A 21434-nucleotide genomic window follows, 5' to 3' on the forward strand; every position below is an offset into this window, starting at 1 on the left:
GTTAACTCAGGAGTAGAATGGTGAGCAATAACCGATTCTTTTACTCAGGTATTCGTCGTGTCAAATCCAATTACTATTACTGAATCTGCCCAATCACACTTCGCTAAGCTGCTAGCACAGCAGCCAGAAGGGACTAATATTCGTGTGTTCGTGGTAAACCCAGGTACACAAAACGCTGAATGCGGCGTTTCTTACTGCCCACCAGAAGCGGTAGAAGCCACCGATACGGAATACCCTTTCAGTGGTTTCTCAGCTTACGTTGATGAACTCAGCCTGCCATTTTTGGAAGAGGCGGTGATTGACTTTGTCACCGACAAAATGGGCTCACAACTAACCCTGAAAGCCCCTAACGCCAAAATGCGTAAAGTGGCTGACGATGCGCCGCTGATGGAGCGCGTTGAATACGCATTGCAAACTCAAGTAAACCCACAACTGGCCGGCCATGGCGGCCATGTTAGCCTGATCAGCATTTCGGATGATGGTGTGGCTCTGGTTCAGTTTGGTGGCGGCTGCAACGGCTGTTCTATGGTCGACGTGACGCTTAAAGAAGGGATTGAGAAAGAGTTGCTGGCTCAATTTGCTGGTGAACTGACTGCGGTACGTGACTCCACCGAGCACGATCGTGGTGAACACTCTTACTACTAACGTTCAATCTGCATAACCTTCCTATTTGAAGCTGATGTCTCCGCATCAGCTTTTTTATTGGTGTCTGCATATTGAGCGTTTCAAACTGCGATTATTTCTCATATATTAAGAAAACTTTTTTTGCTCGGGAGCCCGCGTATGTCGTCCAAATCTTTACCAGAAATTCTGGAGCGTGAAACTGTCGCTCAATCGCGCCTGTTTACTATTGAAGCTTTGGATTTACGTTTCTCGAATGGCGAAGAAAGAACCTACGAGCGTATGAAGCCAAGTGGCCGCCATGCGGTGATGATGGTGCCGATCACAGCCCAAGGTGATTTACTTCTCGTTCGCGAATACGCCGCGGGAACGGAGCGTTACGAATTAGGCTTTCCAAAGGGCTTGGTCGATCATGGTGAAACCGCTGAACAAGCGGCCAATCGTGAGTTAAAAGAGGAAATTGGTTTTGGCGCACACCAGTTAACGCCGCTCAAAGAGGTGGTGCTGGCTCCTTCTTACTTCTCCAGTAAAATGGTTCTTTTTGTTGCTCAGGATCTATACTCAGAACAGTTAGAGGGGGATGAGCCAGAGCCATTGGAGATCATTCGCTGGCCTTTAGCACAAGCAGAAGATCTGCTGACCCATCTCGATTTTTGTGAAGCGCGCAGCATCACAGCCTTACTGCTGGCCCTGCGTTTTCTTCAGGCGTGAATCGCGCGCCTTCGGAGTCACTATGTCTACACCACAGGATCTCTCTCACCTACTGCCCGATGTGATTAGCATCGCGCGGGCTGCAGGACAACTCATCCTCGATATCTACCAAAACAAATCGTACGAAGCGTTCACCAAAAGTGATTCAACGCCCGTGACCAGTGCGGATTTGGCTGCACATAAGTTTTTGTGCGAGCAGCTACGCGAGCTGACCCCTGATATTCCGATCCTCTCGGAGGAAGAGGCCAATATCGCCCTTGCCACTCGCGAAACGTGGCAGCGCTACTGGCTAGTTGATCCGCTCGATGGTACTCAAGAATTTATCGCACGCAGTGGCGACTTCGCGACCATCATTGCCTTGGTAGAAAATAACCATCCGGTGATGGGCGTAGTGTATGGCCCAGTGTCTGGCGTGACTTACTACGCTTATGCAGGCAAAGGGGCGTGGAAGATTCCGGATATGGCGCAGAGCCTAAAAATTCAGACTCATAAGCACGAGTTGCCGAGTAATTCGATCGCGATTGCCATCAGCCGCCGCCAAGACATCAATAAAGTCACCCGTCGTTTAAGCAGTGCATGGAATTACGAGCTAGTGCCTTTGGGATCAGCGGCACTTAAAGCCTGTTTGGTGGCGGAAGGTGCGGTAGATTGCTATCTACGCCTTGGCCCAACCGGAGAATGGGATACCGCCGCAACGCAGTGTATTGTGGAAGAAGCGGGGGGGCGTATTCTGAGCACTCAATTGTCCCCTCTTTCCTACAATGAGCGAGAAACCTTGGAAAACCCGAACTTCATAGTCCTCGGTGATGCGGATTTACCTTGGAATGACATCCTACAAATCAAAGATTAGCCGATAAAATTTCACGCCCAAACTGGGCGTGAAATCGTTAGATGTAGATAAAATGGTTAAAGCTGGCCTTGCTGATTAAACTGATAGCGGCCTTGGCCATCGGGCTGCGGTAGCCATTTCAACTGCTCACTTAAGCTTTCAGGAAAACCCGCTTCTGGTTTAAACCACGCTTGGGCTTGATAACCTCTGTCAGGCTGCAAACTCAGCGAAAACTCGCTGCTCACCTGCGAGGTCTTCTGCCCCCCTTTCAGGTTCAGAACACTTTCTTGGCAAGTAAAATCCGAGACTACAGAGCCCAAGTCCAATAAACCTAGAGGCGATTCCACCTGCGCCCCAGACCACACCAAACTCCCTGCCGCTTGTTGGCAATAAGGGTCGCCAAAACGATATTGCTGCACGGTAAGCTCCAGTTGGCCTTGCGCCGTTAGGGGAACTGGCATGGGTAACCAAGGAATGGCTTGCGCCGCAGGCAATGAAAGGAGGAAATCTTCCACATATGGGCCACTTAACCCCATGCCGAGCACACCTTTGCCACGCAGTTGCATGTTACTGCCACGCCCAAAACGAACATCGGCTTCCAACTGAGCCATCAGTAAAGCGGAGAGGTGCAAATCCCAATTCAAATCGCCAAGACTCATGCCTTGCCAACGCACTTGAGTCGATTTACCTTGCCACAGCGTACCTTCAATCCCATTGAGCTCTAAACCTTCAGGCAGAGGTAATGGCTTGAGCACCACTTGCGCAGGCAAATGCACGACCACGCTGGTGATTAACACCGTAGCAAATAAGAGACCATACCCAACGGTACGCTTCATATCAGCCTCCACGCTTCAGTTGCAGGCGTTTTACTTCAACGATGCCGTTGACTTTACCGCGGTCGATATCAATCGCATCCACACTCACCCCTTGGTGCTCTTGCAAATAAGCAATCCATGAGACTAATTGCGAAAACGGTAGCGGTTGGATCCAGACCTGCATCATTTCACCGCGTGGTTGCACGCGGATCAGCTCAATATTGAACTGACGAGTCGAATTGGTTATCACCTGATTGAGTGGTTGATTGCTTGGCGCATCACTGCCACCTTGCGCACGTAGCGTTACGATGTCGTTGGCGTTGTCACTTACCCAACTCAGCAGTTGTTTTTCGGTTTGTACTCGAGCTTGAGCTTGGGCGGTACGCTCACTCAAAGGTTGCCATATCCCCCAATAGGCGATAGCCAGCACCGTCAGCGCGCCCATCCCCATCACCATTTTCTGTTCACGCGGGGTGACACTTCGCCACCAAGCCTGCACAGGAGCCAATAATTCTTTCATCATTTCTCCTTACTTAGGCTTAACTACAAACACGCCAAACACTTGCTCACCATTTTTATTCAGTTGTCCCTGTTCAACGGCAAAATACTGCTCTAGCTGAGTGCGCGCCTGTTCAAAACCTTGGAAGTCTCGCCCTGTGGCTTCAAGACGGATTTCACTGCGATTACTGTCAAACTTGATGCTTTGTACTTGCAAATTGACCCCTTTCAGGGCTTCTGGTAAGGGGCTGAGCCATTTCAACACACTGCCCACACTCGATCCACCGGACAAGCGAGCCATTTCATCACTCATCTGCCTTTTCAGGTAGGTAACGGTTGGAATTTTCTGTTTATCAGGGAAAATACTGCGGAAAATACGCTCACTTTCCTCACGATAAGCATTGGCTTGAGCTTCATATTGATGGGTTTGAAACAGCGAGTAACTGATTGATACTGCGACAAATAGCCCTGCAGCAATGGCCACTTTACGCCAAACGTGCCAATGGCGCAGCCACGATGACTTAGGCTTAAAACTGCCAGTAAGTAAGTTAAATTTTCCACTCAAGGCTTCTTGAGTGAGCAATTGCATCACTAAACCGCTAGGTTCACTGCACCAAGTTTGTTGCTCAGCCAAAGCCAATTCTGGCAGTGGCGTCAAGGCGTGCAGAGGCAAAAATTCATCCTCGAGCTTCACCCAGTCAGAAGCCGCGAGCAAACCTAACCACTGTGCATCAATGGCAATGCCTTGAGTTGTACTTTTACGCACTAACCACTCATCACCCAACTGTAATGCGGCCAAGCCCTGCTCTGGGCGTGGAATGGCGAGGACATCGGGCAATACGCGTTTCACATCAAAACCACAAGCTTTGAGGTGCTCTAAGCAAGCACGTAACCATAAGCGATCGATGCCAACCACATCAGCGGTTTCTCGCCCTTTACTCAGCACACAAAAATGCAGGTCTTCGACATCTTGTGCGATTTCATCTTCCAACAAATAGGGCAGCATACTTTCAAGCTGACGAGTTGCACCTGGTGGAATCTCCACTGAGCTTAAGATCAGATCACTCGCCGCCAGTAACACCAACACACTACGTTGCTCGGCATAAGATGCGAGCTCGGGCAAACCTTCCCAGCCTGCCACTTCGCCGCTAGCAATCACTTCTTGCTGCTCGGCTGACCAAACCAACCAAGGGATATTGGCCTCTTTTTGACTACTCAGCCGAACGGTCAGAAACTCGCTCACTGATCCCTCCAAATCGACGGCGTACTACCATCGCAGTTTTTTTATCGTTACTGTAAAACAGGCTGCGGATCCGTACGCGAGACGCATCGACCAACACCTGTGCATCTAATTCAAAGTAGTGGCTATCCACACTAAGGTATTTTTTCGCTTCCTCACGAATCGCATTATCGATCCCCGTGAGTGCTGATTGAGCAAGAAAATCATCGATACTCGCCCAGCCATCGAAAGGTCGCCCTTCCAACAAGGTTTTGGCGCTCTCTTCGCTCAGCGCAGGGCTAAACATCGCCGCCAACAATGCCGCTTGTTCTGCTGGTAAGGTGTTCACATTCAAGCGAAATTCATCGGTTGGCAACGCACAAACATAGGGCAAAGCATCGTTCATCGCTTTACCGCCCATTTGCTGCACCGCACGCCATTCACTCGCATCCGCCAACCAAGTATTTGCCGTCATATAAGCGGGCTGCATCGACTCGTAGTAGCTGTCTTCCACCCCATACGAGGTGCGTACTGCATCATCTTGATCAATAAACTCCAACGTTGAGTCAGCAATGGTTTCGGCTTGGTAACTCTCCACCTCTAACTCCTCAAGTAGCGCTTGAAGTACCGTCAGCAAATACGGTTTCTTCACACTATCTGGTGTCAACTTGACGCCAGCTAACGCATTGAGATTAAAGCACGCTTGCATATCACGGATCTTGCCGCGCACTTGTCCATAATCCAACGGATAGGTTTGCTCTTTAAGCGCCCACGGCTGGCTTAGGTTGATGGTTTCACTGTCTTGATAGCTCTGCTCTATGCCTTTCTTGGCTAACGCTTCCACGCCAAGGCTGTACCAGTAGGCTTGCTGATAATTGAGCTGATGCGTCGCACGCTGAAACTGGCTAAATAAGCGCTCAGCCATGGTCGCCGCGATAGAAACCATCACTGCGAGCAGCAACAACACCACAATCAGCGCAACGCCGCGCTGCTTAGCCACCATTTTCAGCACTCTCTTCTTGAGTCATGTTGAGTGAACCACCTCCGGTGAGGTAGATCCGTTCAATATCACCATAATCTTGCAGTTTTAAGGTAACTTTTACCGCTTCCGGCAATGCATTGGTCGGCACCCACTCATTGCTCCACTCACCTTGCAAATAAAACTGAACTTCCCAATCATCCACCCCAGTCAACAAGGGGGAAATCAATCCTTCCTGCCCCGTTGGCGTATCGGGATAACGCCACCAAACCCGCTCTAAGCGATGTTCGTAAATGCGATAACCCACTTTCGCCACTTCACCGCGCGGAAATTGTTGTTGTGGGTTATGCCAACCTAAGCGCGCAAACAGCAAGCCGTGTTGATCTGAGTCGAGCAGTGACTCTTTCCATTGCAGAATTTGCTCGCTCGGCGCTTCACCATTGGTACGGAATTGGCGCAGTGCCATCTGCCGAAAATCGGCATCCATGATCACGATGGCACGTTGCAATTCTGCCAAACGCACTGTGCGCTCGGCGGAAATTTCATTGCTGCGTTGGACTTGATTCAGTACCTGATACGCGCCAACACTCAAACTGGCAAAAATGGCAATCGCCACCAACACTTCAATCAAAGTAAAACCCGCCATGTTTTGGCGAGAGGGTGATTGATTAGTTCGCCACATAGCTGCGCACCGTCACGACAGGGGTCGCGCCTTTTTCTGTAGCCACACTCACATCAAAGGCTTTGAGCAGATTGTCGGCGGTTTTGACTGGACTAAGCTTCCAGTACCAAGTCCGTCCGGCCATCAGCTCACTGCCCTCACGCGCCGCTAAAGATTGCGGGCTGAGTATCACTTGTGCCATCTGGTTATCCGCCACCATGGAAGCAAACATTTTCTCTTCCAGATAGTTGACGGTATTGATGTGCTGGCTGACTGAGCGGATCACGCTGATCGCCGCCGTTGCAAAAATCGCCAGCGCCACCAAGACTTCAAGCAAGGTAAAACCGCGCTTATTCTTCATCACTCTCTCCCGGTGCCAACAAGCGCAGAGTGCCATTTTCTTGCGCTTCAACTCGCCACTGTTCATCGCGTGACTGACCTTTGGGGAAAATGTGCAGCACAAATGGGGTTACCTCACCGCTCGACAGCACAAACAGTTGTGGCGGCGGTTCTTGTTTTTCTTCTTTTTGCTCAGCAAACATCTCTTCATCAAACAGGGAGCCGGGATTAAACAGGCGATCATCTTTTTGCCAAGCGCCACCACCAAGTTCAAAATCGAGCTGCAAGCCTTCTTTGAGCGTGGTTTGGTTGGTCATCTTGTCGTTTTGCCACTTTTGCCAACCTTTGTCGGCGGTCAGTTGCAAAAAGGTCAGACTTCGCGCATCCGCATCCACTCGCACCCCAAAATCCTGCCCACTCAGAATCGCTTCTTCATTAAGCAACAACAGGCGCTGATAGAAGCTCTGTGCACTGATTTTCGCTTCATCTTTCACGGAGACCGGAAAGGTCGCGATCACCGCCACCGCACTGACCGAAATCAGTACCAGCACCAGCAAAATTTCCAGCAAAGTAAAACCGCGTGTCGCTGTCATAAGTTCAATCAGGCATCTGTTGGTTGATCGCTATTCCCATCCAACTGAAGAGACCAGATGGGAATCACCGCGATTATTGGAAATCTTGAATGTTCCAGTTGCCGATATCAGCTGCGGTGCCTTCACCACCTTCTTGACCATCCGCCCCTAAAGTGAACACATCGATATTGCTTTTATCACCTGGACTCAAATATTGATAATCGTTGCCCCAAGGATCTTTTGGCAGACGCTTGATGTAACCACCGTCACGGTAGTTGCGTGGTTCGGGATTGGTAGGCTTAGTCACTAACGCCTCTAGCCCTTGATCGGTCGTTGGATAAACGCTGTTATCGAGCTTGAACATATCCAGTGCATTTTCTAATGCCACGATATCCGTCACCGCTTTCTGCTGGTCAGCCTTTTCTTTGTTACCCAGTAGGTTAGGTACCACAAAGCTGGCCAGAATACCCAGAATAACGACCACGACCATCACTTCGAGAAGGGTAAAACCCGTTTGTTTACGCATTTTTTTCATAGTTACTCCACACTATATCGTTTTCGCCGCGCGTGACGACTTAACGACTCATTAAGTTATTCATTTCCAAAATCGGCATCAGGGTCGCCATCACAATAAACAGCACCATACCCGCCATCAGTGCTATCAAGGCTGGGGTAAAGATACCCAGTGCAATATTGACCGTTGACTCAAAACTGTTGTCTTGGTTATCCGCAGCACGTGTCAGCATGCCTTCCAACTCACCACTCTGCTCACCACTGGCAATCATGTGCAGCATCATTGGTGGGAAAAGTTTGGTTTGTTCCAGCGCTTTACGAAGGCTTGAACCCTCACGCACGTTTTCTGCCGCCGCCAATACTTGCTGTTTCACAAACTGGTTGGTCATCACATCCACGGCGACGCGCATACCATCCAAAATAGGAATGGCACTCGAAGTACAAATAGACAACGTGCGCGCAAAACGAGCTGTGTTCAAACCACGGGCAATTTTGCCAATCACCGGCAGCGAAATCACTCGGCGATCCCAACGCAAGCGAATATCTGGCTTGGTTAACAACCAACGCACCAGATAAATCAACAACATTAAGCTGATGAGCAGCCAAATTCCCCAATGTTGCAGAAAATCACTGGCATCGAGTAAAAACTGAGTTGACGCTGGCAACGCTTGCCCAATTTGCACAAACTGCCCCACGATTTTTGGCACTACCGCTGCCAACAAAAACGCAACGATCCCGACCGCAAACACCACCAACACCACAGGATAAATCATGGCTTGTTGCAGTTTAGAGCGCATCTTCTGACGGTTTTCGGCGTAATCCGCTAAACGTTCAAGAACGGAATCGAGGTGGCCAGATTTTTCGCCCGCCGCAACCATGGAGCGAAACAGCTCATCAAACACGTGTGGGTAATCCCCCAAACTATCAGAGAGGGTATAACCTTCGGTCACTTTAGCGCGTACTGCCACTAACATGGTTCGAATACGCGGCTTTTCCGACTGTTCGGCAACGGCGCGTAAACACTCTTCCAGTGGCATGCCGGATTGCACTAAAGTCGCCAATTGACGAGTGATCAACGCCAGATCCGGCGTACTAATCCCACGCTTGAACGCAAAGCCTTGGCTGCGATTGCGAGCCGCTTTGGTTTGGGTTTCCACCACTTCGATGGGCACTAAACCTTGTTCTTTCAAACGCTGGCGCACTTGGCGCGCATTATCGCCTTCAATCACGCCTTTTTTATGGCGCCCTTTGGCATCCAGCGCTTTGTATTCAAACGCGGCCATTAGGACTCCTTAGTTACCCGCATCACTTCTTCTAGCGAAGTAATGCCTTGGCGAACTTTATCCAAACCGTCATCACGAATGCTCGGCGTGGTAGCGCGAATGTGTTTCTCCATCGCCTGCTCACCCGCTTCGCTATGAATCAACTCTTGCAGCGCTTCATCGATCAGCAACAGTTCATGAATACCGGTTCGGCCACGGTAGCCTTTGTGGTTACACTTTGGGCAACCGGTAGCGCGATAAAGAATTAGTGGCTCTTTCTTCTTGCTATCGAACAGCTTGCGCTGCTCTTTATCCGCTTCGTAAGGCTCTTTGCAATCGGAGCACAAAGTGCGCACTAAGCGCTGTGCCAACACACCGAGCAGTGAAGAGGAGATCAAAAAGGGCTCGATACCCATATCACGCAGCCGTGTCACCGCACCCACTGCAGTATTGGTATGCAGGGTCGACATCACTAAGTGACCCGTCAACGAAGCTTGCACCGCAATTTGTGCGGTTTCCAAGTCTCGAATTTCCCCCACCATCACCACATCGGGGTCTTGACGCAAAATAGCGCGTAGGCCACGTGCGAAAGTCATGTCTACCCTCGGGTTGACTTGAGTCTGGCCGATACCGTCGATATCAAATTCGATCGGGTCTTCGACAGTTAAGATATTGCGCTCGCTGCTGTTGAGCTCCTGCAAACCAGCGTACAAGGTGGTTGATTTACCCGAACCCGTTGGGCCGGTCACCAAGATAATCCCGTGCGGTCGTTTGATCAGACGGCGGAAATTGTCATGGTTTCTTGGGGTCATACCTAAACTATGCAGATCCAGTCGGGTCGCGTTTTTATCCAGCAAACGCATAACCACTCGCTCGCCATGTGATGATGGCATGGTCGAAACCCGCACATCCACCGCACGGCCACCGATACGCAGCGAAATTCGTCCATCTTGTGGCACACGTTTTTCAGCAATGTCGAGTTTCGCCATTACCTTGACCCGTGATACCAACAATGATGAAAGCTTACGGCTAGGCGCTAGCACTTCACGCAGTACACCATCGACCCGAAAACGGATTGACAGTGTCTTTTCAAACGTTTCGATATGGATATCCGATGCGCCTTCTTTGATCGCTTCGCCCAACATAGCGTTGATCAGCTTGATGATCGGCGCATCGTCTTCACTTTCTAGCAAATCTTCGTTTTGTGGCAGCTCTTCCGCCAGCGAGAAGAAATCATCGCTGTCGGCGCCGATGTCTTCCATCAGTTGCCGCGCTTCTGAAGAGTCACGCTGATAGACTTGAGTCAGCTTGCTTTCAAATTCCGCTTGCGACAGAGCAATCAGCTGGAAAGTATCTTTAACTACCCGTTTGGTTTCGACCAATGCTTCCATTGAAAGTGGCGGCAAGTAGAAAATACTGGCTTGTGAGAAATCCTCATTCCAATCCAGTACCAACTTGAAGCGATTGGCAAAGCTAAATGGCAAACGACGTATCGACTGCCGTTCAGCAGGGGAGATCACCAGTTCGGTCATTGCTCAACTTCCATCTGATCAATAAAGGCTTGGATTTCCGGTGGATGACGGCGGTCATCGCCAAATTTTGGTAAGACAGGTACGCTAGTATCATCCAACAAACGCAAGCCTTTTTCAGCACGGAACAACTGCTCAGCTCGGATGTAGTTGTATTTACGCTGGGTGATACCATCGGCTGTCACGCCATCACGAATAATGGTGGGTTTAATAAACACCATCAGGTTTTTCTTTTCCACTTGTGAACTGGTGGAACGGAACAACTGCCCCAGTACTGGAATATCCCCTAACAGTGGCACTTTAGATTCACTCTCTATCGCTCGTTCATCAATTAAGCCACCCAGCACCAACATTTGGCCATCTTGAATCATCACCGATGTGTTGAGCTGACGTTTGGCAAAACGAACATCCACCGCACCATTCGCACCAAGCACGTTAGAGACTTCCTGCTCAATATTGAGCTGTACTGAGTTACCTTCGTTGATCTGCGGTACCACTTTGAGCTTGATACCGACCTCTTTACGATCTACGGTTTGGAATGGGTTGTCGTTATTGGAACCTGCGGTTGAGCCTGTTATCACCGGCACTTCTTCACCGACAATAAACGAAGCCTCACCGTTATCCATCACAGTAATACTCGGTGATGACAGGATGTTGGATTTGGAATCGTTCGACACAGCGTTGATTAACGCCGTCCAATCCCCCAGAGCAATGCTGACCGCCGCCCCTTGAATGCCCGAAAGCGCAGAAGCCAAAGTTGAGTAATCCCCTTTGGTGGTGGTTTCTTCGTAATATTTGATTTCGCCCGTATCACTGTTGCGGATCGGTTTTTTCTCCGTAGTGTCTTTCGCTTCTTCGAGACCAATTAACACATTACCAATCGAAGCGCCGGTGTTGCCATATTGGATGACTGAGCCACTTTCCAAAGACCCCCACTGCACACCCAGGTTGATGCCATCCCCTTCGGACATTTCGACAATCAGGGCTTCAATCAATACTTGCGCACGGCGAATATCCAACTGACCGATCACCTCAAGCATTGCATTCATAATATCTTGCGGCGCAGTGATCACTAACGAGTTGGTGTCGGCGTGTGCGGCAATCATCACCTCATTACGCTTTGAAGTGGTTGGCTGACCCGTTCCTTTTTCCGCTTGCAGATTGTCTGATACACCTTTCAGCACATCGACCAGATCTTCAGCTTTCGCGTATTTCAAGTACACCACACGGTTATTGCCTTTGGCGGCCATTTCCACATCAAGCTGTTTAATTAGGCGCTTGAGGCGTTCACGCACTTTCGGATCACCAGAAATCAAAATCGAATTAGTCCGCTCATCAGCAACAAACTTGGGTTTCAAAAATTCTGGGGTGTTTTGCGCATCCGCGGTTTTGTTGAGCGCTTCAACAATACGCACCATTTCAGCGGCTGATGCGTTATTCAGCTCAACCACTTCAATCTCTTTATCTCCGGCTTGGTCTACGCGGCGGATAATTTCCGCCAACCGGTTCACAACGGCAGCGCGACCCGTGATCAAAATGATATTCGCCGGATCATAATGCACCACGTTACCCGCTCCTGCGTTATCAATCAGTTGGCGTAATAATGGGGAAAGTTCACGTACCGACACATTTTTCACCGCGACCACTTGAGTGATCACCGAGTCACCGTTGGCGCGCTCTTCGCCACTTAACACCGGAATTGCCGAGGTTTTCGCGTCCTTAGATTTGATCACTTTCAGCACGCCGTTATCCATTTCAACGACAGCGAAACCATACACTTCGAGCACACTGAGGAAAAAACTGTAATATTGCTCTTCGTTCAAGGTATCAAAACTGCGCACATCCACTTTGCCACGCACCGAAGGATCGACAATGATGGTCTTCTCAAGGTTGCGCCCAACAATATTGATAAACTCTTGAATGTCGGTGCCTTTAAAGCTGGCACTAAACTCGTTTGCCATCGCTAGAGGTGCAGACAGCAAACTGCTCGCCAACAGCCATGAACTCTTTTTCAGCCAAAATTTCACTGGAAACTCCCTTGCCTCACTAACGCGTTGTTATCCGCCTCAGCGTTAAAATTGAATATAAACATCGTGTTGTTGACCATCACGTTCAACCGTTAGATTAATTTCAGTCATCTCATTCATCGACTGAAATACTGTGTTCATTACACTCGGATCGGTCAGATCCATACCATTGAGTGCAACTGCAATATCACCATCTTGCAGACCAATCGATTCAAACAATGCTGGATCTTTTCCTGGGCTTACTCGGTAGCCGAGCACTTTATCATCCCGTTTTACCTGAGACAGGCGTACATATTGAAAAATTTCCTGCGGATTTCGTGCTATTGCTTCACGAATTGCATCTAACTTCTCCTCAAATTGCGGAGCAGGGATGGTTTGATTGGGCCGAGTTTTTTGTGTGTTCGACGCAGACGGCGCTGTTGGGCTGGAATAATCCACCCCATCTAGCATTAAGGTTTCATCTCGTCCCGCATTACTGATAATGACGCGATCAGGCATCACCGCCTTCAGTTTTGCTTGTGTCCCTTCAATCACTTCATTGAGCCCATAAGTCGCCTGTACGCCACGGTTAGCGATCACCGCTAAACTTTTTTGCGCTTCATTACTGGCGACCACCCCAGAGAGCACCAAATTCAAACGAGTTTTTGGTGCATCGACGACCACTGGCTGCTCGACTACAGGAGCTTCTTTCGGTTCGGTAAACACGCCAAACAGCTCACCTTTTTGTAGTACGCTGATATCGAGTGGCTGGCGATCTGATTTTAGGCCAGAAAGCGTTGGACTCCAGCTTGGGACTTGCGTTTGCCCCCCTTGGATCAACCAGACCATTTTGCCAAGTGTCCAAGCGGAAGCGACCAACAGCAGCAAGGTTAATCCTTCACTAATGGGTTTTTGCCATCGCGCCGCGTTTTGGCTTATCAAACGCGGCCACGTTGCAAGCGGAGGAAGTTGTTTAATTTCCATAAATATCCACGTTATTCCTTTCTGTACTTTTACGCATCTTTTTGCGCAAACTCATCTGTACAGATGTTTTTCAATACTTTATGCAGGCATCGCAATATATCACAAGCATAGATGAGCGAACTGTCTCAAACGTTAAATTGTCGACCTGCTTGAAAAACTGCCCGCCAAACACCATTGTTAGACAAGAAAATTGGCCAAAACCTAACAAGCTTAGAGAGGGAAGTTAGCAATGAGTTCCAATGTAAATGACGTTAGGCTGGATAAATGGTTGTGGGCAGCAAGATTTTACAAAACACGCTCGCTAGCGCGAAATATGGTCGAAGGGGGCAAAGTCCACTATAATGGCCAGCGCACCAAACCCAGTAAATCGATAGAACTTGGCGCACAGATCACATTACGCCAAGGACATGACGAGAAAACGGTCATTATCGAAAAGATCTCAGACCAACGTCGTGGTGCCCCTGAAGCGCAACAGCTCTACCGAGAGACAGATGAAAGCATCGCCAAGCGTGAACGTAACGCCATGCTGCGCCAGCTCAACCCGAGTCCGGATCGACGTCCTGACAAGAAGCAGCGCCGAGATCTACTCAAATTTATTCATCAGTAAATAGCCGGACAATTCCTTATGACGACACACTCAATGGCGAACAACACGCTACATCGCTATCTATTTGAAGACCTCTCTGTGCGTGGTGAGTTAGTTCAACTGGATGAAACTTATCAGCACATGCTTTCCAGTCAGGAATACCCTGCCGCAGTAAAACACCTGATCGGTGAGTTGCTGGTTGCAACCTCACTGCTTACTGCGACCCTGAAATTTGAAGGCTCTATCACCCTGCAACTGCAAGGCAATGGCCCTGTATCTCTGGTGGTCATCAACGGTGATAACAACCAACAAGTGCGTGGTGTAGCGCGTTGGCAAGGCGATATTGACGACAATGCCAATCTGCATGATCTGCTCGGCAAAGGTCACCTTGTGATCACGATTGAACCTAAGCAAGGTGAGCGCTATCAAGGGGTGGTTGGCTTGGAAGGTAATACCCTTACCGAAGTGCTCGAAGGCTACTTCCTACGTTCTGAGCAGCTAAAAACACGTTTGTGGCTCCGTGTCGGTGAGCATGAAGGCAAAGCCTGTGCGGCTGGCATGCTGCTGCAAATCGTACCCGATGGTAAAGGCTCAGCAGAAGATTTTGAGCACCTAGAACAATTGACTGACACCATCCAGGACAAAGAGTTATTTGCTCTACCAGCAGAAGAACTGCTGTATCGTCTTTACAACCAAGACAAAGTTCAACTGTTCACTCCGCAACCAGTCCGCTTCCGCTGTGGTTGCTCACGTGAGCGCAGTGCCGCAGCGATTGTCACGGTCGCTCGTGAAGAAATTAATGACATCCTCGCCCAAGATGGCGCTGTAGCTCTGCATTGTGATTATTGCGGCACAACCTACTCATTTGATGCTGCGCAAGTGGCTGAATTGTATGCTTCACAATCATCAAATGGTTCAACATTGCATTAATTCGCCGCGTTTAACAAGCACGTAAAAACCGCCAAAAAGCCAGCCTAGCGCTGGTTTTTTCTTTTGAAAAAACCAATAAAATCAACAATCCACATCACAGTACGCCATACTTATTTTCCGCAAAGTATTAATCTTTGGCTACTGGCGCAAAGGTTTGCGTGCACGATAAAATAGTAATACCAATATATGTGACGAGTTACCTAAAACCACATAAACTTGGTGGGCAATATTTGAACTGCCTCCCTGTTTTCTCCGAGGTCCGTTGCTAGCATGGTGAGCAGATAACAATTACATAAATTCTTACAAAATCCCTACAAAATCCTACAAGGAGCACCTATGACCGTTATGGAACATACTAAGGCTGCACAACTCGATCTAGCCCAATATGGGATCACTGGCGTAACTGACGTAGTTCGTAACCCGAGCTATGAACTGTTATTTGCTGAAGAAACCCGTTCAGACCTCGAAGGTTATGAGCGTGGTGTGGTCACCGAATTAGGCGCGGTTGCGGTTGATACTGGCATCTTCACTGGCCGCTCACCAAAAGATAAGTTTATCGTTAAAGACGATACCACCCGCGATACCTTGTGGTGGACATCAGACAAAGCGAAAAACGATAACAAGCCGATTAATCAAGTGGTCTGGAATGATCTGAAAGCACAAGTAACCAAACAGCTTTCAGGTAAGCGCGTATTCGTATTGGATGGCTACTGTGGTGCCAACGCCGATACTCGCCTGAGTGTTCGCTTCATTACGGAAGTGGCATGGCAAGCGCACTTTGTAAAAAACATGTTTATCCGTCCCAGCGAAGATGAACTAACGCACTTTAAACCTGATTTCGTGGTCATGAACGGCGCGAAATGCACCAATACCAAGTGGAAAGAACACGGCCTGAACTCAGAAAACTTCACCGTGTTTAACCTGACTGAGCGCATGCAGCTCATCGGCGGTACTTGGTACGGCGGTGAGATGAAAAAAGGTATGTTCGCGATGATGAACTACTTCCTGCCGCTGCAAGGCATTGCCTCTATGCACTGCTCTGCCAACATGGGCAAAGAAGGCGATGTCGCGATCTTCTTCGGTCTTTCCGGTACGGGTAAAACGACTCTGTCGACCGATCCAAAACGTGCCTTAATCGGTGACGATGAGCACGGCTGGGATGATGATGGCGTGTTCAACTTTGAAGGTGGCTGCTACGCAAAAACCATCAAGCTGTCTAAAGAAGCAGAACCAGACATTTACAACGCAATCCGCCGTGATGCTTTGCTAGAAAACGTGACCGTTCGCAGCGATGGTTCAATCGATTTTGATGATGGTTCTAAAACTGAAAACACCCGTGTTTCTTACCCTATTTATCACATCGACAACATCGTAAAACCGGTTTCTAAAGGCGGTCATGCGACTAAGGTTATTTTCCTATCAGCGGATGCATTTGGCGTATTGCCTCCAGTATCCAAACTGACTCCAGAGCAAACCAAATACCACTTCTTGTCTGGCTTCACCGCCAAACTGGCAGGTACTGAGCGTGGTATTACCGAACCTACCCCAACTTTCTCAGCCTGTTTTGGCGCAGCGTTCCTCACTCTGCACCCAACCAAGTATGCGGAAGTGTTGGTGAAACGCATGGAAGCGGCGGGCGCAGAAGCCTATCTGGTCAACACTGGCTGGAATGGCAGCGGCAAACGTATCTCGATTAAAGATACGCGCGGCATCATTGATGCGATTTTGGATGGTTCCATCGAGAAAGCGGAAACCAAGCATATCCCGATCTTCAATCTGCAAGTGCCAACTGCATTGCCAGGTGTCGATCCGATGATCCTTGACCCACGTGATACTTATGTCGACCCACTACAATGGGAAAGCAAAGCCAAAGACTTGGCAACCCGCTTTATCAACAACTTCGACAAGTACACCGATAACGCCGAAGGTAAAGCCTTGGTGGCGGCAGGTCCTAAGCTCGATTAATGCCAAATTGGCGTAAAAGTGATAACTGAGTAGCAAGCCCCTCTTTCGAGGGGCTTTTTTTGTTGCTGTCTCTCGTGCTTTACTCCAAGCTTGGGTGTGGATTGATGAGTAACATTGAATGATGGCAACGCAGGGATTATGAGAAAACTACTGGCCATAGGCGTAGCAGGTATTGCATTACTACTTGTTTTGGTATTAGCGGGGTTTGGAATTATGCACACTCGCTACTTCACCCCCTCTGCACAATGGATTGTCCAGCAGTTGTGGCCTGAAACCCTACGCTTTGCAAAAATCGAGTATCTCTATCCATTCAAATTGCGTTTAAGTGGTGTGCAAATTGCTACCGGGCCAGCCATCGAATTACAGCAGATGGACCTCTGGCTTAATCCTTATGGTCTGCTAGAACAAAAATTAGAGATCGACAGTGTTCTAATCGATGGGGCGAACCTCATCCATGGTTTACCTGAGTTTACCTTGCCGGATGCGGTGCATCTCAATCAACTCGCACTGCACAATATTGACTGGGCGGATCAAGGCATTATCGCTCGTGGGGTGAGCTTACAGATCAAACAACCGGTTTGGGATTCACCGCAGCAGTTGTTGCCGTATGGCAAAATCCAATTTTCCGCCGACCAAATCACCTTAGATGGCGAAGCCTTTGATCAAGTGCTAGTGGATGCCAATTATCAAGCACAAGACAGCACTGTGTATGGTTTCTCGTTCAACTGGCAGCAAAGCCCAATCACGGGACAAGCAGAGCAGTACCCTGAAGGCTGGTCACTGATCAATGTCACCATTAACCAGCTCAAGCTGAACCTCGATCAATGGCAAGACCATCCACTGTGGTTAAAAATCGCCCCCCAAATTCATCACATTAATAGCTTAGATCTGCTTAACAGCCAGCTCACAGCCAACGGCGTTGACTGGGAAAACCTCAATCTCTCCGTGGAGGATTACTTCTTACAACAAGGCTTCTGGCAACAGCAGCAAGGCTATCTTTCCCTGAATGCCGATTCCGCCCAGTGGTTAGCCGCACAATGGGTAGAACCCAATGCCGAATTCACCTTTACTCCACATGGCATTGAAATTGACGGCCACACTCAAGTGTGGCAAGGCGACGTTCAACTCAAAGGTAAAATGTCCGAAACAAGTATCACTCTTTCCCAGCTCACCATCAGTGGGGTGAAATGGATCGCCGAGCGACCAGAAGATCTGCAGCCCTTTACGCAGAAGCTGCCCACTTGGCAGAATGTCAACATTGATAATCTGGATATCAATAACCTGCAAATCATCCAAACAGTTAACCGACCTTTTTGGCAAGTCTCAGGGCTGAATACGGAAGGTCAGCGTTTACAGTGGGTAAGGAACGGTCAGTGGGGATTTTGGCAAGGCAAACTCGCGGTGACGGCGAACAGTGCCAGCTATGCCGGTATTCTGAGCACGCAAAGCGTGCTCAACATGCACAGTGAACAGGGGGGGTGGCAACTTACACGCGCCTTCCTACCACTAGAACATGGCTACATCGAAGCGCAAGCAAAATGGGATTTATCGTCACTCAGCGCGCCTTGGCAACTCTCTCTCGATACCGATTCACTCCCTATTGGCCCACTGCAATCTTGGTTTAAACTGCCATTTGGTCTTGAAGCGTTGGCCGATATCAGCTTGACTGCACAAGGCATGGCAGGCGATCGTTCCATGTTGGCTCATTCACTGGACGGAAAATTGCAACTGAGTTTACGTCAGGGATTACTCTCGCTGCGTAGTGCTAACACTTTTATCACCCAACCTTTTGAGCTCGATGGGGTTGCGGCCAATGCTGACCGTGGGCGTATTACCATCCAACCCACCCCACTTAAAGGCCCGAGTCTACAAGCTCAGTTAAGCGGAAGCACTGATCTGCTAGAACCTGAACAAGGCAAATGGCAACTGGGAATCCAACAGCGCTGGGCCGACCAATGCCTTAACTTACAGTGGGATTTTAAACAAGCTGAGCTAGTGAATGGGGAGTGTCGCAGCGCGCCGTAATGCGCTGCGAACCCTCAGGAGAAATTATGTAAATGGCAAAACTATAATGTTTTTTGTGCCACTAACGCTTTGTAGTTGGGGATCAGCATATAAGTACCGATAAACTCGATCGCTTCCACATCACCGCTAGAGATCATAACTCGCACCACAATACGCGCTTTTCGTCCTGACTCTAAGCGATCCAAATCACCGCTGATCCCATCTAATGAGGTAGCGGCAACAGGGTTTTGCACCACAGGGTGACGATAGCGAATATGACTATCCACCAACACGATATCACCATGCAGATCTCGCTCACGCATTAACAGCCATGCCATGCCCCAACCGGTCAAGGTTGCGAGGGTAAACGCCGAACCAGCAAATAAGGTATTATGTGGGTTGAGATTAGGGTTGAGCTGTGCGCAACACTGAAATTGATAACCGGTATATTGCTGAATTTTGATGCCCATTTTGTCGCTGATCGGGATCTGTTTTCCCCAACGATCTTGCAGTTCAGTACACCATTCAGGCTTACGTAGCACATTCGCCATCGGGTCGAGGGTTTTCACCATCTGCTGATGTCGCACTGGGCCACGTTCATCGGTCAATTCACCGCGCCGCTCGAAACCATTTTTGGCATAAAACGGAATCGCATCTTCGCGAGCATTGCACACTAAACGCTTGGCCCCTTCTTGTCGCGCTAAGGATTCGAGCGCCACGAGGATGAGTGAGCCCATGCCCTTGGAGCGACGATTGGCTTTCACCGCCATATAGCGGATCTGCCCTTCACAATCAGGGGTAATGTAGAGTCGCCCAATCGCAATCGGATAACCACGGCTATCAACAATCATCCGGTGGTGACTCATCGAATCGTATTCATCGCGCTCAGAACCAATTGGCATCCGCCACGGTTCGCGCAACATCTGCCAACGAAAATGGAAATACTTATTGAGTTGGTTATCCGTGGTCGGCGTAATAAGTTTGAACATACTCAATCCCTGAATCTGAATACGCGCCTTCCTTCGCTAAGGCGCTAGTTATTATTCAATGTGCGAACAAACGCGAGCTATACCTGCAGCCAAAATGTTACTGGCCCATCATTGATCAGTGATACCTTCATATCCGCCGCAAAACGACCACGCTCCGTAGGCAAAACCTGCGAGCAAAGGTCTGAAAAGTAATCATATAACCGCCCAGCCTCTTGTGGAGCAGCACCACGTGAAAATCCGGCGCGAGTACCTTTTTTGGTGTCGGCAGGCAGTGTAAATTGCGACACCACTAACACACTGCCACCCACCTCTTTCACGCTCAGATTCATTTTGCCTTCGTTATCTTCAAATACTCGATAACTCGTTACGCGTTCCACTAAGCGTTTGGCTTTGGCTTCATCATCTTCACGTTCGACACCAAGCAGCACTAAAAGTCCCTTATCTATTGCGCCTACCACTTCACCATCAACCCGTACTGCGGCTTCACTCACTCTTTGGATCAGGGCTATCACTCTGTTTTTCCTCTACTTCATTCTTTAGTGATGGCGCAAAGTGTAGCATGTCTTGCGAGTCACTCCAGTGTTCACGTTCGCCGAGTGCCGCGGTGACTTCCGCTCCCACCAACACAATCAACCAACATAAATACACCCAAACAAACAAGATAGGAATCGCAGCAAGTGCGCCATATATCAACTGATAAGAAGGAAACTGTGTGATGTAGGCGGCGAAGCCTTTTTTACTCAACTCAAACAGCACAGCGGCAATCAAAGCGCCAGCCATAGCATGATTTAAATGCACTTTTTTATTTGGAACCAGCAGATACAAACCCACAAACGCACAATAGGAAAGCACAAAAGGCAGCCAACGCAAAAATAGATTGTACGCACCAGAAAGTGCTTCGTTATCAAGGATTTTCAAGGAAGTAATGTATGAGGTTGCTGCAATACTCGCTCCCACTAAAATCGGGCCGAGCGTCAAAATCATCCAATACATCGAAAATGAGAAAACCGCGCGACGCTTACGTTGTACTCGCCAAATGTAATTCAAGTTTTTATCGATATTGGAGATCAACATGATGGCGGCGACAAACAGAAAAGCGCCGCCCACGGCGGTCATTTTTCCTGTATTGGCGACAAACTCCATCAAAGTAGTTTTCACCACTTCACCCGCTGCCGGTACAAAATGAGTGATCACGAAATCTTGGATCACATCACCTACGTTGGCGAATATCGAAAAAGAAGAGAGAATCGACAGCAAAACTGTCAGCATCGGCACCATAGACAGCAAGGTGATGTAAGCCAGATAACCCGCGTTCACATTCACTCGGTCATGATTCATGCGTATGAGCAGATAGCGGCCAAAATGCACGACTTGTCGACTGTGTTGCTCAATCAGAGAGTGAGTTAATTTCATAGCTCATCC

General features: G+C 49.0%; 22 protein-coding genes. 7 read left to right on the forward strand and 15 right to left on the reverse strand.

Annotation, left to right across the window (positions count from 1 at the left end; translation table 11 throughout):
- The first annotated feature begins 57 nt into the window (after positions 1-57).
- From nfuA to cysQ, 3 genes are all read left to right on the forward strand, one after another.
- Positions 58-645, forward strand: coding sequence for a Fe-S biogenesis protein NfuA (nfuA, locus tag VOA_RS14495; protein ID WP_000070175.1), 588 nt, complete (start codon positions 58-60; stop codon positions 643-645).
- Positions 646-783: 138 nt separating this feature from the next.
- Positions 784-1332 carry an ADP compounds hydrolase NudE gene (gene nudE / locus VOA_RS14490; protein ID WP_000095821.1) on the forward strand — a complete coding sequence of 183 codons (549 nt, stop codon included), beginning with the start codon at positions 784-786 and terminating at the stop codon, positions 1330-1332.
- A 22-nt stretch (positions 1333-1354) separates the two neighbouring features.
- The gene (gene cysQ, locus VOA_RS14485; RefSeq protein WP_000106802.1) at positions 1355-2182 is read left to right on the forward strand and encodes a 3'(2'),5'-bisphosphate nucleotidase CysQ; all 828 of its coding nucleotides are present in this window, start codon (positions 1355-1357) and stop codon (positions 2180-2182) included.
- 56 nt (positions 2183-2238) lie between these two features.
- Here the strand turns inward: cysQ and VOA_RS14480 are convergent, their stop codons facing one another.
- The 12 genes from VOA_RS14480 to gspC all read right to left on the reverse strand — a co-directional run bounded on the left by VOA_RS14480 (position 2239) and on the right by gspC (position 13538).
- The gene (locus VOA_RS14480; protein WP_000831869.1) at positions 2239-2997 is read right to left on the reverse strand and encodes a type II secretion system protein N; all 759 of its coding nucleotides are present in this window, start codon (positions 2995-2997) and stop codon (positions 2239-2241) included.
- A 1-nt stretch (position 2998) separates the two neighbouring features.
- The gene (locus VOA_RS14475; RefSeq protein WP_000661341.1) at positions 2999-3496 is read right to left on the reverse strand and encodes a type II secretion system protein M; all 498 of its coding nucleotides are present in this window, start codon (positions 3494-3496) and stop codon (positions 2999-3001) included.
- 9 nt (positions 3497-3505) lie between these two features.
- On the reverse strand, positions 3506-4717 hold the full coding sequence (gspL, locus tag VOA_RS14470; RefSeq protein WP_001288758.1) for a type II secretion system protein GspL: 1212 nt from the start codon (positions 4715-4717) through the stop codon (positions 3506-3508).
- Positions 4686-5696, reverse strand: coding sequence for a type II secretion system minor pseudopilin GspK (gene gspK / locus VOA_RS14465; protein ID WP_000226058.1), 1011 nt, complete (start codon positions 5694-5696; stop codon positions 4686-4688). Before gspK ends, gspL begins: the two co-directional genes overlap by 32 nt.
- The gene (gene gspJ, locus VOA_RS0117300; RefSeq protein WP_000269339.1) at positions 5686-6354 is read right to left on the reverse strand and encodes a type II secretion system minor pseudopilin GspJ; all 669 of its coding nucleotides are present in this window, start codon (positions 6352-6354) and stop codon (positions 5686-5688) included. The genes gspK and gspJ overlap by 11 nt, the downstream gene beginning before the upstream one ends.
- On the reverse strand, positions 6341-6694 hold the full coding sequence (gene gspI / locus VOA_RS14460) for a type II secretion system minor pseudopilin GspI (protein WP_000792090.1): 354 nt from the start codon (positions 6692-6694) through the stop codon (positions 6341-6343). Before gspI ends, gspJ begins: the two co-directional genes overlap by 14 nt.
- Entirely contained in the window at positions 6684-7265 is a 582-nt protein-coding gene (gene gspH, locus VOA_RS14455; RefSeq protein ID WP_000127535.1) for a type II secretion system minor pseudopilin GspH, read from the reverse strand. The genes gspI and gspH overlap by 11 nt, the downstream gene beginning before the upstream one ends.
- Positions 7266-7338: 73 nt before the next feature.
- Complete coding sequence (gspG, locus tag VOA_RS14450) at positions 7339-7779, reverse strand: type II secretion system major pseudopilin GspG (RefSeq protein WP_000738783.1); 441 nt, start codon at positions 7777-7779, stop codon at positions 7339-7341.
- 40 nt (positions 7780-7819) lie between these two features.
- Positions 7820-9040 (reverse strand): type II secretion system inner membrane protein GspF, encoded by a 1221-nt coding sequence (gspF, locus tag VOA_RS14445; RefSeq protein ID WP_000718688.1) that lies wholly within the window; start codon positions 9038-9040, stop codon positions 7820-7822.
- A complete protein-coding gene (gene gspE / locus VOA_RS14440) occupies positions 9040-10551 on the reverse strand; it encodes a type II secretion system ATPase GspE (protein ID WP_000138005.1) in 1512 nt (503 codons plus the stop codon). Before gspE ends, gspF begins: the two co-directional genes overlap by 1 nt.
- On the reverse strand, positions 10548-12575 hold the full coding sequence (gspD, locus tag VOA_RS14435) for a type II secretion system secretin GspD (protein ID WP_000674097.1): 2028 nt from the start codon (positions 12573-12575) through the stop codon (positions 10548-10550). The genes gspE and gspD overlap by 4 nt, the downstream gene beginning before the upstream one ends.
- Positions 12576-12620: 45 nt before the next feature.
- Complete coding sequence (gene gspC, locus VOA_RS14430; RefSeq protein WP_000403900.1) at positions 12621-13538, reverse strand: type II secretion system protein GspC; 918 nt, start codon at positions 13536-13538, stop codon at positions 12621-12623.
- A gap of 229 nt (positions 13539-13767) precedes the next feature.
- On the opposite strand from gspC, the gene hslR reads away from it, so the two are divergent.
- The 4 genes from hslR (at position 13768) to VOA_RS14410 (ending at position 19044) form a co-directional block, all read left to right on the forward strand.
- Positions 13768-14145, forward strand: coding sequence for a ribosome-associated heat shock protein Hsp15 (hslR, locus tag VOA_RS14425; protein ID WP_000097854.1), 378 nt, complete (start codon positions 13768-13770; stop codon positions 14143-14145).
- Positions 14146-14178: 33 nt separating this feature from the next.
- Positions 14179-15054 (forward strand): Hsp33 family molecular chaperone HslO, encoded by an 876-nt coding sequence (gene hslO / locus VOA_RS14420; RefSeq protein WP_000002890.1) that lies wholly within the window; start codon positions 14179-14181, stop codon positions 15052-15054.
- Between the two features lie 336 nt (positions 15055-15390).
- Positions 15391-17019, forward strand: coding sequence for a phosphoenolpyruvate carboxykinase (ATP) (pckA, locus tag VOA_RS14415; RefSeq protein ID WP_000217617.1), 1629 nt, complete (start codon positions 15391-15393; stop codon positions 17017-17019).
- A gap of 138 nt (positions 17020-17157) precedes the next feature.
- Entirely contained in the window at positions 17158-19044 is a 1887-nt protein-coding gene (locus VOA_RS14410) for an AsmA family protein (RefSeq protein WP_032468154.1), read from the forward strand.
- Positions 19045-19085: 41 nt separating this feature from the next.
- Here the strand turns inward: VOA_RS14410 and VOA_RS14405 are convergent, their stop codons facing one another.
- The 3 genes from VOA_RS14405 to VOA_RS14395 all read right to left on the reverse strand — a co-directional run bounded on the left by VOA_RS14405 (position 19086) and on the right by VOA_RS14395 (position 21425).
- Positions 19086-20012, reverse strand: a complete 927-nt coding sequence (locus VOA_RS14405) for a bifunctional GNAT family N-acetyltransferase/hotdog fold thioesterase (protein ID WP_000475464.1) — start codon at positions 20010-20012, stop codon at positions 19086-19088.
- A 77-nt stretch (positions 20013-20089) separates the two neighbouring features.
- On the reverse strand, positions 20090-20524 hold the full coding sequence (gene dtd, locus VOA_RS14400; RefSeq protein ID WP_009355770.1) for a D-aminoacyl-tRNA deacylase: 435 nt from the start codon (positions 20522-20524) through the stop codon (positions 20090-20092).
- Complete coding sequence (locus VOA_RS14395) at positions 20496-21425, reverse strand: virulence factor BrkB family protein (RefSeq protein ID WP_000778674.1); 930 nt, start codon at positions 21423-21425, stop codon at positions 20496-20498. Before VOA_RS14395 ends, dtd begins: the two co-directional genes overlap by 29 nt.
- Positions 21426-21434: the final 9 nt, after the last annotated feature.

The sequence above is a fragment of the Vibrio sp. RC586 genome (genome assembly GCF_000176715.1).
GTDB lineage: Bacteria > Pseudomonadota > Gammaproteobacteria > Enterobacterales > Vibrionaceae > Vibrio.

What these genes read in the sequence shown, in the direction of transcription:
- nudE (WP_000095821.1), top strand. Translation starts at nt 784, where the DNA reads ATGTCGTCCAAATCTTTACCAGAAATTCTGGAGCGTGAAACTGTCGCT.
- cysQ (WP_000106802.1), top strand. Translation starts at nt 1,355, where the DNA reads ATGTCTACACCACAGGATCTCTCTCACCTACTGCCCGATGTGATTAGC.
- VOA_RS14480 (WP_000831869.1), bottom strand. Translation starts at nt 2,997, where the DNA reads ATGAAGCGTACCGTTGGGTATGGTCTCTTATTTGCTACGGTGTTAATC.
- VOA_RS14475 (WP_000661341.1), bottom strand. Translation starts at nt 3,496, where the DNA reads ATGAAAGAATTATTGGCTCCTGTGCAGGCTTGGTGGCGAAGTGTCACC.
- gspK (WP_000226058.1), bottom strand. Translation starts at nt 5,696, where the DNA reads ATGGTGGCTAAGCAGCGCGGCGTTGCGCTGATTGTGGTGTTGTTGCTG.
- gspJ (WP_000269339.1), bottom strand. Translation starts at nt 6,354, where the DNA reads ATGTGGCGAACTAATCAATCACCCTCTCGCCAAAACATGGCGGGTTTT.
- gspI (WP_000792090.1), bottom strand. Translation starts at nt 6,694, where the DNA reads ATGAAGAATAAGCGCGGTTTTACCTTGCTTGAAGTCTTGGTGGCGCTG.
- gspH (WP_000127535.1), bottom strand. Translation starts at nt 7,265, where the DNA reads ATGACAGCGACACGCGGTTTTACTTTGCTGGAAATTTTGCTGGTGCTG.
- gspG (WP_000738783.1), bottom strand. Translation starts at nt 7,779, where the DNA reads ATGAAAAAAATGCGTAAACAAACGGGTTTTACCCTTCTCGAAGTGATG.
- gspF (WP_000718688.1), bottom strand. Translation starts at nt 9,040, where the DNA reads ATGGCCGCGTTTGAATACAAAGCGCTGGATGCCAAAGGGCGCCATAAA.
- gspE (WP_000138005.1), bottom strand. Translation starts at nt 10,551, where the DNA reads ATGACCGAACTGGTGATCTCCCCTGCTGAACGGCAGTCGATACGTCGT.
- gspC (WP_000403900.1), bottom strand. Translation starts at nt 13,538, where the DNA reads ATGGAAATTAAACAACTTCCTCCGCTTGCAACGTGGCCGCGTTTGATA.
- hslR (WP_000097854.1), top strand. Translation starts at nt 13,768, where the DNA reads ATGAGTTCCAATGTAAATGACGTTAGGCTGGATAAATGGTTGTGGGCA.
- hslO (WP_000002890.1), top strand. Translation starts at nt 14,179, where the DNA reads ATGGCGAACAACACGCTACATCGCTATCTATTTGAAGACCTCTCTGTG.
- pckA (WP_000217617.1), top strand. Translation starts at nt 15,391, where the DNA reads ATGACCGTTATGGAACATACTAAGGCTGCACAACTCGATCTAGCCCAA.
- VOA_RS14410 (WP_032468154.1), top strand. Translation starts at nt 17,158, where the DNA reads ATGAGAAAACTACTGGCCATAGGCGTAGCAGGTATTGCATTACTACTT.
- VOA_RS14405 (WP_000475464.1), bottom strand. Translation starts at nt 20,012, where the DNA reads ATGTTCAAACTTATTACGCCGACCACGGATAACCAACTCAATAAGTAT.
- VOA_RS14395 (WP_000778674.1), bottom strand. Translation starts at nt 21,425, where the DNA reads ATGAAATTAACTCACTCTCTGATTGAGCAACACAGTCGACAAGTCGTG.